This is a genomic window from Mesorhizobium sp. M0938 (assembly GCF_040319125.1).
Classification (GTDB): domain Bacteria; phylum Pseudomonadota; class Alphaproteobacteria; order Rhizobiales; family Rhizobiaceae; genus Mesorhizobium; species Mesorhizobium robiniae.
Genome location: NZ_JAMYNS010000008.1, coordinates 102,747 through 118,479, shown reverse-complemented (window position 1 = coordinate 118,479; position 15,733 = coordinate 102,747). Strand labels below are relative to the sequence as shown.

Annotated in this window: 10 protein-coding genes; 2 read left to right on the top strand and 8 right to left on the bottom strand. The window is 63.0% G+C overall.

What is annotated here, in order from left to right:
- The first annotated feature begins 47 nt into the window (after positions 1-47).
- A complete protein-coding gene (locus NKH73_RS16125) occupies positions 48-1,757 on the top strand; it encodes an ABC transporter ATP-binding protein (RefSeq protein ID WP_352933221.1) in 1,710 nt (569 codons plus the stop codon).
- On the opposite strand, the gene NKH73_RS16120 is transcribed toward NKH73_RS16125, so the two are convergent.
- Entirely contained in the window at positions 1,727-2,824 is a 1,098-nt protein-coding gene (locus NKH73_RS16120) for an AI-2E family transporter (protein WP_352933219.1), read from the bottom strand. The genes NKH73_RS16125 and NKH73_RS16120 overlap by 31 nt on opposite strands.
- Before the next feature lie 561 nt (positions 2,825-3,385).
- Here NKH73_RS16120 and NKH73_RS16115 point away from each other — a divergent pair.
- Positions 3,386-4,252 (top strand): hypothetical protein, encoded by an 867-nt coding sequence (locus NKH73_RS16115; protein WP_352933216.1) that lies wholly within the window; start codon positions 3,386-3,388, stop codon positions 4,250-4,252.
- 51 nt (positions 4,253-4,303) lie between these two features.
- On the opposite strand, the gene amaB is transcribed toward NKH73_RS16115, so the two are convergent.
- From amaB to NKH73_RS16080, 7 genes are all read right to left on the bottom strand, one after another.
- The gene (gene amaB, locus NKH73_RS16110) at positions 4,304-5,815 is read right to left on the bottom strand and encodes an L-piperidine-6-carboxylate dehydrogenase (RefSeq protein WP_352933214.1); all 1,512 of its coding nucleotides are present in this window, start codon (positions 5,813-5,815) and stop codon (positions 4,304-4,306) included.
- 172 nt (positions 5,816-5,987) lie between these two features.
- On the bottom strand, positions 5,988-7,262 hold the full coding sequence (locus NKH73_RS16105) for an RNA polymerase sigma factor (protein ID WP_352933211.1): 1,275 nt from the start codon (positions 7,260-7,262) through the stop codon (positions 5,988-5,990).
- Positions 7,259-7,633 (bottom strand): YciI family protein, encoded by a 375-nt coding sequence (locus tag NKH73_RS16100; protein ID WP_352933210.1) that lies wholly within the window; start codon positions 7,631-7,633, stop codon positions 7,259-7,261. The genes NKH73_RS16105 and NKH73_RS16100 overlap by 4 nt, the downstream gene beginning before the upstream one ends.
- 106 nt (positions 7,634-7,739) lie before the next feature.
- A complete protein-coding gene (locus tag NKH73_RS16095) occupies positions 7,740-8,846 on the bottom strand; it encodes a DNA topoisomerase IB (protein ID WP_352933208.1) in 1,107 nt (368 codons plus the stop codon).
- Between the two features lie 151 nt (positions 8,847-8,997).
- The gene (locus tag NKH73_RS16090; RefSeq protein ID WP_352933206.1) at positions 8,998-9,882 is read right to left on the bottom strand and encodes a transglutaminase family protein; all 885 of its coding nucleotides are present in this window, start codon (positions 9,880-9,882) and stop codon (positions 8,998-9,000) included.
- Between the two features lie 2 nt (positions 9,883-9,884).
- Positions 9,885-12,296 (bottom strand): circularly permuted type 2 ATP-grasp protein, encoded by a 2,412-nt coding sequence (locus NKH73_RS16085; protein ID WP_352933204.1) that lies wholly within the window; start codon positions 12,294-12,296, stop codon positions 9,885-9,887.
- A 6-nt stretch (positions 12,297-12,302) separates the two neighbouring features.
- The gene (locus NKH73_RS16080) at positions 12,303-15,674 is read right to left on the bottom strand and encodes a transglutaminase family protein (RefSeq protein ID WP_352933202.1); all 3,372 of its coding nucleotides are present in this window, start codon (positions 15,672-15,674) and stop codon (positions 12,303-12,305) included.
- Between the last annotated feature and the right edge of the window lie 59 nt (positions 15,675-15,733).

Here is a 15,733-nt window from a genome sequence, read left to right as displayed (position 1 = left end):
ATAGCCATGCTCCTGGCAGCTCAGACCTTCCTAAAAAAGCGGCTCCAATGCTTCTTAGATTTTTCTCCTACTACCGCCCCTGGAAGGGTCTGTTCATCCTGGATTTCTGCTGTGCGGTTTTGTCTGGCATGCTGGAACTCGGGTTTCCGATGGCGGTCAAGGTGTTCGTCGACGAACTGCTGCCGACCCAACAATGGCTGCTGATCCTTACTGCGTCGGCTGGCCTGCTTGCCATCTATGTGTTGAACACCGGGCTGATGGCGGTCGTGGTTTACTGGGGTCATATGCTCGGCATCAACATCGAGACCGAGATGCGCCGGAAGAGCTTCGATCACCTGCAGAAGCTCTCGTTCCGCTTCTATGACAACCACAAGACCGGCCACCTCATCGCCCGCGTCACCAAGGACCTGGAGGAAATCGGCGAGGTCGCCCATCATGGTCCCGAAGACCTGTTCATCGCGATCATGACCTTCCTCGGCGCCTTCGCACTGATGTTCCTGGTCAATCCGCAGCTCGCATTGATCACAGCGGCAATTGTGCCGCTGGTCGCCTGGGTGACAAGCCGCTATGGCGCGCGCATGGCGCGCAACTGGCAGGCGCTTTACGGGCGGGTCGGCGATTTCAATGTTCGCATCGAGGAGAATGTCGGCGGCATGCGGGTGGTGCAGGCTTTCGCCAATGAGGACCACGAGCGCAATCTTTTCGCGCGCGACAACGCCAGCTACCGCAAGACCAAACTCGATGCCTATCGCATCATGGCCGCCAGCACGTCGCTGAGCTACATGAGCATGCGGCTGATCCAGCTGGTGGTAATGATCGCCGGAAGCTACCTCGTGCTGCGTGGCGAACTTTCCAGCGGCGGCTTCGTTACCTTCCTGCTCCTGGTCAACGTGTTCTTCCGGCCGATCGACAAGATCAATTCCGTGATTGAGACCTATCCGAAAGGCATCGCCGGATTCCGCCGCTATACGGCTCTCCTCGATACTGAACCCGACATCGCGGATCGGCCTGGCGCTGTTGATGCACCGACGCTCCGAGGTGACATCAGCTACCGCGATGTCACCTTCGGCTATAGCGGCGAACGGCCGGTTTTGAACAACATCAATCTTGACATAACAGCAGGAGAGACCATCGCCTTCGTCGGGCCGTCCGGGGCCGGCAAGACGACTTTGTGCTCGCTGCTGCCGCGTTTTTACGAAGTCGACAGCGGCGCCATCACAATCGACGGTTTGGATATCCGCGACATGACGCTGGCCTCGTTGCGCGGCCAGATCGGTATCGTGCAGCAGGACGTCTTCCTGTTTGGCGGTACGATCCGCGAGAACATCGCCTATGGCCGGCTGGACGCGGTCGAGAGCGAGATCGTCGAGGCCGCGCGCCGCGCGCGCCTCCACGAACTCATCGCTTCCCTGCCGGAAGGCCTCGATACGATTATTGGCGAGCGTGGCGTAAAACTGTCGGGCGGTCAGAAGCAGCGCCTGGCAATCGCGCGTATGTTCCTGAAGAACCCGACAATCCTCATCCTGGACGAGGCGACGTCGGCACTGGACACGCAGACCGAGCGGGAGATCCAGCAGTCGCTGGCGGAGCTTGCGCAGGGCCGAACAACACTGGTGATCGCGCATCGGCTGGCGACGATCCGCAACGCCGATCGTATCGTCGTGGTCGCCGAAACGGGCATCGTCGAACAAGGTCCGCATGATGAACTGGTAGCGCGTGGCGGTGCCTACTCACGACTGGGCGCGGCTCCGGACTGATGTGATGGCTTCGTGTCGCGCTTTGACGACGGTTCCGCCTCGGGTTTGTCGTTCAATCGCTTCTTAAGGATGTCAATGAGGCTGATCGTGAGCGCTATCACCGCAGGGCCAAGCACGAGCCCGGATGCTCCAAAGAGGACGATGCCACCGACCGCGCCGATAAAAGCCACCACTGTGTGGAGCCGCAGGCGACTGCCGACAAGCATCGGATAGAGCAGATTGTCGATGCCGGCGACGATGACGCCACCCCAGATGGTCAGTATCGCGGCGCTTACCCAAGCCCCTTCCAGTGCGAGATAGATCGCTGCCGGCACCCAGATCACGAATGCGCCGAGCACTGGCACGATGGCAAGAAGTCCCATTACCAGTCCCCAGAAGACCGGAGTGGGCAGGCCCAGCCACCAGAACATCAGGCCGCCCAGCGTTCCCTGCACAGCGGCGACAAGCACGGTGCCAATCAGGATCGCATGCACCGTCTCTGCAAGGCGGGACAGCATATATGCCGTCTCCGCTGCACGCAGGGGCGAGAGACCCTCGATTCCCCGCAGCACGGGTTCGCGATCCCGCAGAAAATAGAACAGCAGATAGAAGGTCAGCGCGAACATCACGGCCTGATTGATCGAGCCGCGCAACAGCGATGTGCTTTGTCCCGTCAGCCATTGTACAAACGCGGCGACCGTGCCTGCCGGATCGAGTTGGTTCTCGACCCACTGGGCAACGGCCGATAGCCTGGGATAGCCCGACAGGAAGGCATCCGTGTTCCAACCCCGGATAACTCCTTCCATGTAGGTAGCGCCGTTTACCGCCTCGCCAACAAGCTGCTGCGCCACGAAGATGAGCGGCAGACCGACCGCCACCGCCGCGACGCTCACCGATATCAGCGCGGCCAGGGTTTTGTTCCTGAGCCTTTGCTCGACCCGCCGATGAGCCGGGTACAAGATGATCGCCAACACCAGCGCCCAGGTCAATGCGGGCAAAAAAGGCAAAGCCAAGAGATAGCAGACATACAAACCAATCGCCGTCGCTGCCACGATGCCGAGCAATCTCATTTGTTTTATATCGGGCATCTTTTCCGGTCGGGCCTCTCTCGCCGTCTCGCAAACCAGGAGAGCCTAGTGGATTTCCTGACGAAATGGCAGCTTCCGTTGCCGTATCCTACGCCGCAGTCGAGAGTGGCAAAATTGGCTATGCTGGCTGGCCGTGCGTGCGCTGGTCAGCACTGCGGCCGGCTTGCTCCTGACCCACGGCGGTTCTACAGCGCGCTCGCAGCTTCAGAGGGCGATAGAAAAAAGGCCGGACTGTTAAAGTCCGGCCAAGCATGAAGGTTCAAAACCTCCAGAGGGGAACGCGCCGGACGCAATGGGAGGAAAACATCCGACGCGGTACCTATATGGGTCGGCGCAAGTGACGTTTCAACGACATGTGGTGGGCCACATCAACCACTCCATAGAGCCACACGCGCCAATTCCAACGTCATGGCCCTCGTTTCAGTTTTAGCGTGACAGCCATAATGGTTGGCAACTTTTTGCGCGATATGGCAGTTATCCGCCAGCCTCTGGACATGGCCGTGAAGGCTGAAGGCGTGATTGGTGTTTCGCCATTGGAAGGCTTGATGGGGTTCGGCGAGGGTGGCGCTAGACTTGGAATACATCGCCGGCCGTCCGGCATTGCATCGCTTTGTCCGAGCTCAATCGCAGGCACTGCTTCAGGCCTATGAATTGAACCCGCGGCTGGCTTCCGTATTCGCCACGCAGCAGCGCTGGCTGATGGCCCACATCGGTCTTGCTTTGCACTTCAGGCTGCACGCAAATGACCACCGTACGGGGCTGACGGCCGCCCGTTTCATCGACATGATAGGACGGCATTCGGTGGCCAGCCGCAACACCGCCGATGCCTTCATCAAGGAGATGTTGCACTATAAATTCGTCCAGCATCTGCCGAGCAGGGACGGGCGTAGCCGCCCCTTGTTGCCGACAGTGGCCACGCAGGAAGCCGTGGCTGGTTGGGTCATGGCCCATCTTGCGACGCTGGACAGTCTCGACGGCAGAAGTCGACTGACTACATTCGCCGCGAGGCCGGACGGGCTTGCCCAATTGCAGCCATTGGTGGCGGATGGCCTGCTTTCGTCCCACGCCGTGCGCGAGCCGAAACATACCTTTTCCTTGTTCACCTGGCTTAACAATGGTGGCGTCGTCATGGATTGGCTCATATCCGGCGTCGATCCCGACCATGCCGGCCTCGATCGAATTCCGACCGGCATCGTCTCGATCGGAGACTTCGCAAACTGGCTCAAGCTTTCCCGGACCCATCTTTCACGCAAATTGCGCGACGCCGAAAATCTCTGCAGCATCGGCTGGCTGGGTCAGCGAGGCCATTCGGTCATGTGGGTGTCGAACCATTTCTATCAGGAATACATGACCGCCCAGGCCGTGAAGCTCGCGATCATCGATGCGGCCTTCCAGAATTGCTTTCGCACTCCAGAAGCCCCTGAATAGAGAGCAGCATGGCGATCGTGGCGGCCATTGCGACCACCACGATCGGCGTTCTCAGTCGATGTCGAAGGACACGCCTTGGGCGAGCGGCAGCGCCTTCGAATAGTTCACCGTGTTTGTGGCGCGCCGCATGTAAGCCTTCCAGGCATCGGAGCCCGACTCACGGCCGCCGCCGGTTTCCTTCTCGCCACCAAAGGCGCCGCCGATCTCGGCCCCCGAGGTGCCGATGTTGACGTTGGCGATACCGCAGTCGGACCCGTCGACGCCGAGGAAGCGCTCGGATTCCTGCAGGTCACGGGTGAAGATCGACGACGACAGGCCCGCTCCGACCGCGTTGTGCTCGTCGAGCACGGCGTCGAAATCCGAGTACTTCATCACATAGAGGATCGGCGCGAAAGTCTCTTCCGTCACCGGCGAGACTTGGCTTTGCATTTCGACCAATGCAGGACGCACATAATAGGCGTCGGGATGGCCGTTCTCGACTCGCGTGCCGCCGGTCACCGTGCCGCCGTGCGAGGTCGCCTCTTGCAACGCCTTCTGCATATTGTCGAAGGCAGCCTTGTCGATCAACGGTCCGACCAGCGCTGATGTCTCGAGCGGATTGCCGACCGAGACGCTTTCATAGGCCTTCTTCAGGCGCGGAACCAAGGCATCATAGATGCTCTCATGCACGAACAGGCGCCGCAGCGTCGTGCAGCGCTGGCCGGCCGTGCCCATGGCACCGAAGGCGATGGCGCGCAAGGCCATGTCGAGATCTGCCGTCGGGCAGACGATGCCGGCATTGTTGCCGCCGAGTTCCAGCACGGCGCGGGCAAATCGCTTCGCCAGCCGCGGACCGACATCCCTGCCCATGCGGGTCGAGCCGGTGGCCGAAACCAGCGGCACCTTCGGATGGTCGACGAGGACCTCGCCGACGGCGCGGTCGCCGATCAACACCGACGTCAACCCTTCCGGAGCATCGCCGAAACGCTTTGCCGCGCGCCTGAAGATTGCCTCGCAGGCGAGCGCCGTCAGCGGCGTCTTTTCCGATGGCTTCCACACCACCGCGTCGCCGCAGACCAGCGCCAGTGCTACGTTCCACGACCACACCGCCACCGGGAAATTGAAGGCCGAGATGACGCCGACGACGCCCAGCGGATGCCAGGTTTCCATCATGCGGTGACCGGGACGCTCGGTGGCGATGGTCAGGCCGTACAATTGCCGGGAGAGGCCGACGGCGAAATCGCAGATGTCGATCATCTCCTGCACTTCGCCGAGCCCTTCGGACGGGATTTTGCCGACTTCGATCGACACCAGCCGGCCAAGTTCGGCCTTGTGTGCGCGCAATTCCTCGCCGAGCAGCCGTACCAGTTCGCCGCGTTTCGGCCCCGGCACCAGACGCCACGTCTGGAAGGCTGTGTGGGCCTTGTCGATGGTCTTCGCCGCATCGGTCGGCGAGATCGTCTTCAGCGCCGCGATCTGTTCGCCGGTCACCGGGCTGCGCACGATAAGATCGCCGCCCGAAAGCGCGTCCCCGGCGACGCCCAGTTTCTCCAGAAGCCCGGCCGTTTCCTTCGCAATCGTCATTTTTGTCCCTTTCAGATCCCGTCACCATGATATGGCGTCGGTCAAACCATGCGCCACGTCTGCCCGCGCCTACGGCACCTCAGGCATTGTCATGGCGTGGCATTACTCGTTTCGGGAAAAAATCGCCACCCCGGCATGGTCTAAGCCGAAGTCGGACCGTTGAACCAGTCGTTTAGTGCGCTGTCTGCGCGGTTCCCCGCGCGGCGCCTTCTTTCATCAACCGGTCGATATGCATGCGGATATGGGCGGCCTCGGCGGCCGTGTTGGCGAGAGCGATGGCGCGGTCGAAGGCGATGCGCGCCTCCTCGCTGCGACCAAGTTGCATCAGCAGGCCGCCCTTGAGGCCGAAAAAGTGGAAATAGCCGGAAAGCCTTTGCTCCAGCGGCTCGATCATGGCAAGCGCCGCTTCCGGACCGCGCACCTTGGCGACCGCAACCGCGCGATTGAGCGTTACCACCGGTGACGGCTGCATCTGCTCGAGCAGGCTGTAGAGCAGGTCGATCTCGTTCCAGTCCGTATCCTCGGGCTTTGCCGCCCGCGCATGCAGGGCGGCGATCGCCGCCTGCACCTGATAGGGACCGGGCTTCTGGTGGCGCAGCGCCTTATCGACCAGCGCCAGCCCCTCGTCGATCATCTTGCGGCTCCACAGGCTGCGATCCTGGTCTTCGAGCAGCACGATCTCGCCGTTCTCGTCGAAACGCGCCGGCGCACGCGCATGCTGGAGAAGCAAGAGCGCCGTCAGACCCATGATCTCCGGCTCGGTCTGGAACAGCCTGAGCAGCAGCCGGGCCAGCCGGATCGCCTCTTCGCAGAGCGGCGCGCGGGCCGGCGCCTCGCCACTGTTGGTCGAATAGCCTTCGTTGAAGATCAGATAGACTATGGCGGCGACCGCGGCGAGCCGTTCGGAGCGCTCGACCGCACCGGGCGTCTCGAATGGCACGCCGGCGTCGGCGATGCGCGCCTTGGCACGGGTGATGCGCTGCTCCATGGCGCTTTCGCCGACGAGAAAGGCGCGAGCGATCTGCTTGACGCTCAGGCCCGAGACAATGCGCAATGCGACCGCGATCTGCTGCGTCGCCGGCAGATCGGGATGGCAGCAGATGAACAGCAGCCGCAATATGTCGTCGCGGTAATGCGCGCCGTCCAGCCGCTCGGCGATATCGGTCTCGGCATCTTCAAGATCGGAGATCTGGTCCTCTTCCGGCAGCGGCGCCTGCTTGGCACGCTTGCGCACCGCGTCGATGCCGCTGTTGCGGCCGACGAAGATCAGCCAGGCTGCCGGATCGCGCGGCGGGCCGTTTGTCGGCCAGTTCTTCAGGGCTCGCAGGCAAGCGTCCTGGAAGGCTTCCTCCGCCGCATCGAGATCGCGGAAGTAGCGCAGCAGCGCGCCCATCGCCTGGGGGCGGGCGGTGCTGATCGCCGTGCTGATCCAGGTAAGGTCGGTCATGCGGAAGCCTTGGCGGGATTGAAGAGCGAAACCGGCCGTATTTCGTATGAGCCGCCGCTCGGATTGACGTCGGAAAGTTCGCGCGCAAAGTCGACGGCCTCGTCGAGATCGGCGCATTCAAGCGTATAGAACCCGAGGAACTGTTCCTTGGTTTCGGCAAATGGTCCGTCGATGACGACCGCTTCGCCTTTGACCTTCCTCAGCGTTGTCGCAGCGGTTGTCGGCAGCAGCCGCGCCACCGGGCCGAGCCGGCCCGCCTGAGCGTATTTTTCCTGCACACCCAGGAGTTTTTCCATAACAGCGTCATCTTGCTCCTTGCTCCAGGAGCAGACGACGTCTTCGGAGGCATAGCATAGGATCGCGTAGAGCATGGGTCGTCCTTTTTCTCTGTCAAAGGACGAAACACTAGGACCTATCCCGACATCGCGTCGACAAAAAATTACGTCCTGCACGGATGCCGCGGCTGCTCCGTTCGGTTCAGCTCTCCTGCGCCTTCAGCCATCTCAGTACGAGGGCCTCTTCGTCATCAAGGCCGGGTATCGATCGTTTCCGCCTGTTCGCATCCGTTATTTCGCTGAGCAGCCGTCCTTCGGACCAGGCATCGAAAACTTGCGGATGGATGTAGCATTTGCGGCAGATGGCGCGGGTGTTGCCCAGCCGCTCGGCGACCTTGTCAATGACGCCGTTCATCACCCGCTTCCGTTGTGCCCGGCTTTCGGGTCGTTCGGTTTGCGCAAACAATGACGCAGCATGGATGGTGCCGCCCCAGGTTCGGAAATGCTTGGAACTGAAATCGATCCCTGCCGTCTCCCTGATATAGCGGTTGACGTCGTCGGAGCGGATCGGCCGCCTGCTTCCGTCCTCGTCGAGATATTGGAACAGCTTCTGGCCCGGCAGGTCCTGCGCCCCGCGCACGATCCCGGCGATCCGGCGATCGACGAGCTTCAGCTTCCATTCCTTGCCGGACTTACCCTTGAAAGCGAAACGCAGGCTCGAGCCATTGATGTCGACATGGCGGTCGCGCAGCGTGGTCAGCCCAAAGCTGTTATTGTCGCGAGCGTAGGCGGCATTGCCGACGCGGATCATCGTGTTGTCGAGCAGCCAGACCACAGCGGCGACGACCCGCTCCAGCGGCAGGCCGTGACGGCGAAGATCGGCATCGATTTGGCGTCGCAGCTCAGGCAGGCTTTCTGCAAAGGCAACCAGGCTCGAATATTTGACGCCGTCACGCTCCTCCGCCCACAGTGGATGATACCGATATTGCTTGCGTCCGCGCTGGTCACGGCCTGTCGCCTGGATGTGACCGTCAGCATTCGGCGAGATCCACACATCCGTCCACGCCGGCGGAATGGCGAGCCCCTTGATGCGGGCCATGGTGTCCTCGTCGACGCCCTGCCCGCCAGGTCCTTTGTATGAAAATCCCCTGCCAGCCCTCAGACGACGAATACCGGGCTCGGTATCAGTGATGTAGGTAAGCGAGGCTCGATCGGCAGAGGCCTGCGACCCGTTTTTCGGCGCCCCGTTCTTTGGTAAGACCTTCCCGGCAGCCAATCGGCCGGACGGCGACCCGGATTTGTCCAGCATGTTCTCTCCACGAGGAAATTTTCCCGTAGATAAGCGCCGGACCCGCCGCTGGTTCCGCGAAGGCTTTCAGAATGATGCCGGGCTCACCGCGTGCGCGTTCGACGAGCCGTCTTCTGCCTACATTCGGCGCCTATAAATCGATTGCTGGCCGTCATGCCTTTTCCAGCGCGACCGGAATGACGTCGACTGCCTGCTCGCCGACCTGCCCGCCGGTCGTCTTCAGCACGCCGACGATCGGTGCTACATCGGAATAGTCACGACCGTGGCCGACGGTGATGTGGTCGTTGCTTGCCCGCATGCCGTTGGTCGGATCGAATTCCTGCCATCCGGTATCGCGCCCGCACCACACCTTGACCCAGGCATGCATGGCATCGGCCCCTTCCAGCCGCGGTTTTCCGCGCGGCGGAATGGTACGCAGGAACCCGCTGACATAGCCGGCGGGGATGCCTAGGCCGCGCAGGCCGGCGATCATGATGTGCGAAAAATCCTGGCAGACGCCCCGCCTCAGGCTGAAAGCGTCGCTCGCTCTGGTCCGAACAGTGGTCGCCTTGCCGTCATAGGTGAAATCGCGATGAATGCGGTTGCACAAGTCCATGGCCGTGCCGACTGTCGAACTGCCGGCACTGCCGCGCGCATAGGCGGAGATAGCGGCGTCAACACCTGCATGGTCGCTGTCGGACAGAAAGTGATGCGGTGTATCAGGCGACAACGACCGCACCGCGTCGAGCTCCTTCCTCAGCCGGTGAATGTCGGGCGATACGTCAAGCCCAGGCTCCGGCCGCGAGACCGCGACGCGCGCGCTCATCCTGATGTCGAGCCCATCATGGGCATCGCGAAAGGCAATCGACGTGACGCTGTTGCCAAAGAAATCGGAAAAATCCGAACGTTCGCCCGGCGCCGGCGCGAAGGACAGCGAAGCGGCGATCACGCGCTGCACGCCTGGTAGCGTCGGCGGCAGCACGCGCACCTGATGGCGGCCGCCGCCGGCTGCCGCATCGTAGTCGTAACTGAGATGAAGCCTGATGTCGTAGAGCATGCTCACCCGAAATAGGCCTTGGCGAGGCTGTTGTAGAGGCCGCCGATCTCGTTGGCGAGATCGTCGAGCGCCTTCGCCGTCATGTCGGAGGGTTCCTTGATGGCGATCGCAGTGTTGAGCTGCAGGATTTCCTTTGCCGCGGGCGACATATGTCCCTCGCCGCCAACCAAAGGCAACAGTGCGATTTCGGCCTTCAGCCTTTCGAGCTGGAACAGGATTGAGCGCGGATTGAGCGGATCGAGCACCAGGAGATCGATCACAGTGCGCCGGCCGGCCTGCACCGAATACTGCCGCCGGTGGGTCATGACGCTGTCGCCGATCTCCAGCATCATGTCGAGCGCGCCGTCCGGCGCCGCAGCCCCGGTCAACCGGGCGAGCGTGCGGGCGATCTGGATGCCACGTTCCAGCCGCCGACCGATCTCCAGGAAGCGCCAGCCGGTGAAGCGGTACATATTCTCATGCAGCAGGCCGGAAAACCCGGCGAGCTTGCGCAGGATGACCGTCATCGCCCGCGTCGCGTCATCGCCGGGCGCCACTGTCGTCGCGAATTGATGAACGGTCTTCGACAGATCCTTCAGCGCCAGCCAGCCATCGGGCGAGAAGCGGTCTCGGATCTGTCCGGCGCTGTAGACGGCGCTGTCCAGCGTGCCGATCAGCCCCGGCGGCATCGCCGCCGCGACGTCGATACCGAAGGGTTCGAGATAGTCCCTGACATCGGCAAGCAAGGGCATGTCCGGATCGGAAGTTTCCGCCAGCCGGACGTGATAGGCGCGCAGGATGCGCACGGTGTCTTCGGATCGCTCGATATAGCGGCCGAGCCATGTCAGGTTTTCGGCCGCGCGGCTAGGCAGGCTGCCCGGCAAGGTGCGGGTGAAGCTGTCATGCTCCTGCGGCAGCAGCGTCTCGCGCTCCACCGGTCTGTCGCTGACCACCCACACATCCGCTGCCTGGCCGCCGCGCTGCATGGCGATTGCCGTCGGGTCGAGTGAAAAGCCGACACGGGCAAAACCACCAGGCATCACCGTCCAGCCTTCCGGCGTTCGCGCCAGATAGACGCGCAGGCTTGCCGGCCGCGGCTCCAGCCAGCCGCCGACATAGACCGGCGTGGTCGAAAGCGTCACCGCTTCCTGTCCGACGAAGTCGCCGCCGTCTCGTTCGATCCGGGCTGTCAGTTCGGCCCGCTCCCCGGCCGCCAGCGCCGAGCCCAGCCTGGTGCAATCGTCATCCTCAAACGCAAGCCGCGTCGACAGCGCCGGACCGATCACCATGCGGTCGAGGTTAGCCAGCACATGGTCACGGTCCGTGCCCCGCCCGCACCACCATGTCGCGACGCTCGGCAGCAGAAGTTCCTCGTTGCGCAATTCGCGCGAAATCTTCGGCAAGAAGGCGGACATCGCCCGCGTTTCCATTAGCCCCGAGCCAAGTGCATTGACGGCCGAAACGGCTCCCTGGCGGATCGCTTCGACCAGCCCTGGTGTGCCGATCTGCGACTCCGGCCTGAGCTCGAGCGGGTCGGCGAAGGCGGCGTCGAGCCGTCGCCAGAGCACGCTGACGGGCATCAGCCCCGAAACGGTGCGCACCATGAGCCGGCCGCCGGAGACGGTCAGGTCCTCGCCTTCAAGCAGCATGATGCCGAGATAGCGCGCGATATAGGCGTGTTCGTAGTAGGTTTCGTTGAGCGGTCCAGGCGTCAGGATGGCGACGCGGCCGTCATTCTCCTTCGCCATGCCGATCAGCGCGTCGCGAAAGCGACGGAAGAAGCCGGCCAGACGATGGACGTGCATCTCACCATAGATGTCGGACAGCGCACGCGTGGTGGCGACACGGTTTTCCAGCGCGAAGCCGGCGCCCGACGGCGCCTGCGTGCGGTCGCCCAGCACCCACCAGCGGCCGTCCGGTCCACGGCCAAGCTCGAAAGCGCAGAAATGCAGGAAATGGCCGCTGGCCGGTCTGGTGCCGACGACCGGCCGCAAATATTCCGGGCTGGCCGCGATCAGCCCGGCCGGCAGGATGCCTTTCTCGACCAGACGGTTCGGCCCGTAGATATCGGCGATCGTCTCCTCGAACAGCTCGGCCCGCTGAACCAGGCCGGCACTGATCGCGGCCCATTCCTGCTCCTCGATCAGCAGCGGCACATGCGCCAGCGGCCATTCGCGCTCGTTGGCGCCGGCCTTGTCGTAGACGCGGTAGTAGACGCCGGCATCGCGCAGATACTGGTCGGCGCGGGCGAAGCGCTGGGCGAGCTTTTCAGGCCCAAGTTCTTCCAGTGCCTCGATGAAGTCCTTCCAGACTGGACGGGGATTGCCCGAGGCATCGACCATCTCGTCGACGATGCCGTCGATCGGCTGGTAGTGCTCCAGCAGACTATGAGTTTGCGGCTTGCCGCGAACTTGTTTTTGATTCCCCTTTGCCATAACTGATCAGAATCTTGCGGGCCGCCTGAGGTCAAGGGTCATAGGGAAATCTTCAGAGGGTTGTTCGTCGCGCAGCACGTAGCCGGCCGGCGTATGCCCGCGCGGCTCGAAACGCGCAAGCCGCCGCGCCTCCGCTTCGTTGCCGTTGACTGGGAAGGTGTCATAACTGCGCCCGCCGGGATGCGCGACATGGTAGACGCAGCCGCCGAGCGCCCGGCCCGACCAGCGATCGTAGATGTCGAAGACCAGCGGCGTGTTGACGGGCAGCGCCGGATGCAGGCCCGATGCCGGCTGCCAGGCCTTGAAGCGGACGCCGGCCACCGCGATCTCTCTGACGTCGGTCACTTTCATCGGCACGATACGGCCGTTGCAGACGATGGCATGACGCTCCGGATTGAGGGCTTGAGTCTTCACTTGCAGCCGCTCGACCGATGAATCGACAAAGCGCACGGTCCCGCCGATCGCGCCCTGCTCGCCCATGACATGCCACGGTTCCAGCGCTTGCCGCAGCTCCAGCTTGATGCCGGCATGCTGGACCTCGCCGCAGAACGGAAAGCGGAATTCGAGCTGGGCGTCGAACCATTCGGGGCGGAACTCGAAGCCGTTCAGTTTGAGATCGTCCAGCACGTCGAGAAAGTCGGCCCAGACATAATGCGGCAGCATGAAACGGTCATGCAGCGACGTACCCCAGCGCACGGAGCGGCCGTCGAGCGGGTTCTTCCAGGCGCGGGCGATGATGGCGCGCACCAGCAATTGCTGCGCCAGGCTCATGCGCGCATTGGGCGGCATCTCGAATCCGCGGAATTCGACCAGCCCCAGCCGGCCGGTCGGCCCGTCCGGCGAAAACAGCTTGTCGATGCAGATTTCCGAGCGGTGCGTGTTCCCTGTCACGTCGGTCAAAAGGTTGCGAAACAGCCGGTCGACCAGCCACGGCAACGGCGCGCTGCCGCTGTCCGGATGCGGCACCTGCGCCATCGCGATCTCGAGCTCGTAGAGCGAATCGTGGCGCGCCTCGTCGAAACGCGGCGCCTGGCTGGTCGGGCCGATGAACAGGCCCGAGAACAGATAGGACAGCGACGGACGGCGCTGCCATTGCAGCACAAGGCTCTTCAGCAGATCCGGGCGGCGCAGGAACGGGCTGTCGTTGGGCGTCGCGCCGCCAACGACGACATGGTTGCCGCCGCCGGTGCCGGTATGACGTCCGTCGATCATGAACTTGTCAGCGCCAAGCCGTGTCTGCCGCGCCTCTTCATAGATCGCAATGGTCGTCGCCACGCAGTCCTGCCAGTTCGCAGCCGGATGGATGTTCACCTCAATGACGCCGGGATCCGGAGCCACCCTGATGACGTTGAGGCGGGGATCGTGCGGCGGCCCGTAGCCTTCGATATGCACCGGCAGGCCGATAGCCTTTGCCGCGTTCTCCGCCGCTGCGACCAGTTCGAGATAGTCTTCCAGCGCCTCGACTGGCGGCATGAACACGCACAGTCGTCCGTCGCGCGGCTCGACCGACAGCGCGGTGCGCACCGCGCCGCCGATCTCGGTTATTTTCTGTTCGACACGATCCTGCTGGCCGGTCACGGCGGTGAAGGCCGCCGCCTGCTGCCGGCGTGCCATTTCGTCGGCGCCTTCCAATTCGGCCGGAGCAGGCTCCGGAGCGGCCTCAGGCAAAATAGCCTGGCGTACCGGCAGCGGACCGCGCGGCAGCGACGGGTCGACCGGCACGATGTAGGGGAACTGTGCCGGCGGCACATAGGGAAGCGTGCCGAGCGGCAGGCGGTAGCCGACCGGTGAATCGCCCGGCACCAGGAACAGCTTGCCGCGCCGCGTCTTCCATTTCTCCGAACGCCAGCGCTGCCCCGCGGCCTGGCTGTTCCAGCGCTGCACAGGCAGCACATAGCCCGACGGCTTGGTCAGGCCGCGCTCGAACACCCGCGCCATGCGGCTGCGCTCCTCGGCGTCCTCCAGCTTCGAATTCGACGGATCGACATTCTCCGGCAGCTTGCCTTCCTTGAGCAGCCACTCGGCCGGGTCCTCATAGGCTTCGCTGACCATGGTCTGGTCGATGCCGAGTTCATCGGCAATTGCCGCGAGCAGGCTTTCAGCCTGCTTCGGACCGACATCTGCTTCACTGTTTTCCCGTGCGATCAGCGATGGGTCGCTCCACACCGGCTCGCCGTCGGTGCGCCAGTAGAGCGAGAACGTCCAGCGCGGCAGGCTCTCGCCCGGATACCACTTGCCCTGACCATAATGCAGGAAGCCGCCCGGCGCGAAACGCTCACGCAACCGACGGATCAGCGCATCGGCCTTTTCGCGCTTTGTCGGTCCGACGGCTGCGGTATTCCATTCCTCCGCCTCGAAATCGTCGATCGACACGAAGGTCGGCTCGCCACCCATGGTCAGCCTGACATCGCCGGCTTCGAGCGCGGCATCGACCTGATTGCCCAGCGCATCGAGCGCCTGCCAGCTTTCGTCGGAGAATGGCTTGGTGATGCGCGGATGCTCGGCGATGCGGTCGACCCGCATGTCGAAGCCGAACTCGACATTGGCGAAGCTCGCCATGCCGGAAATGGGCGCTGCATTGCGAAAATGCGGCGTCGCCGCCAGCGGCACATGGCTTTCGCCGGTGAGCAGGCCGGAGGTCGGGTCGAAACCGATCCAGCCGGCCCCCGGCAGATAGACCTCGCACCAGGCATGCAGATCGGTGAAGTCGGTCGCCGTGCCGGGCGGTCCGTCAAGCGCGACAAGATCGGGCTTCAGCTGGATCAGGTAGCCAGAAACGAAGCGCGCGGCGATGCCAAGATTCCTCAGGATCTGCACCAGCAGCCAGCTCGTATCGCGGCATGAACCTTTCTTGGCAGCAAGCGTCTCCTCCGGCGAAAAGACGCCGGTTTCCATGCGCACGATATAGGCGATCTCGCGCTGCAGGCGCGCATTGAGATTGACGACGAAATTGACGGTATTGGTTGGGTGGCGATCGATGGTTTGCAGGAACGTCGCCAGCAGCGGTCCAGCCGGTTCCGGCGTCCGGTAGATGGCAAGATCGGCGCTGATCTCTTCCGGATATTCGAAGGGAAACGTTTCGGCCGACGGCTCGACGAAGAAATCGAACGGATTATAGACCGTCATGTCGGCGACGAGGTCGACCTCGATCTTCAGTTCCGTCACCGGCTCCGGAAAGACGAAGCGGGCGAGGAAATTGCCATAGGGATCCTGCTGCAGATTGACGAAATGGTTCGCCGGCTCGACCTTCAGCGAATGGCTCAAAACTTTGGTGCGGGAATGCGGCGCCGGCTGCAGCCTGATGACCTGAGGGCCAAGGACGACCGGCCGGTCGTATTTGTAATGGGTCAGGTGGTAGACGGCTGCCAGAATTGCCATGGGGCCCCGAAAGTCGGCGTTTCAAACGAATTCGCCGAACCCTGACACATCTGGCGGGC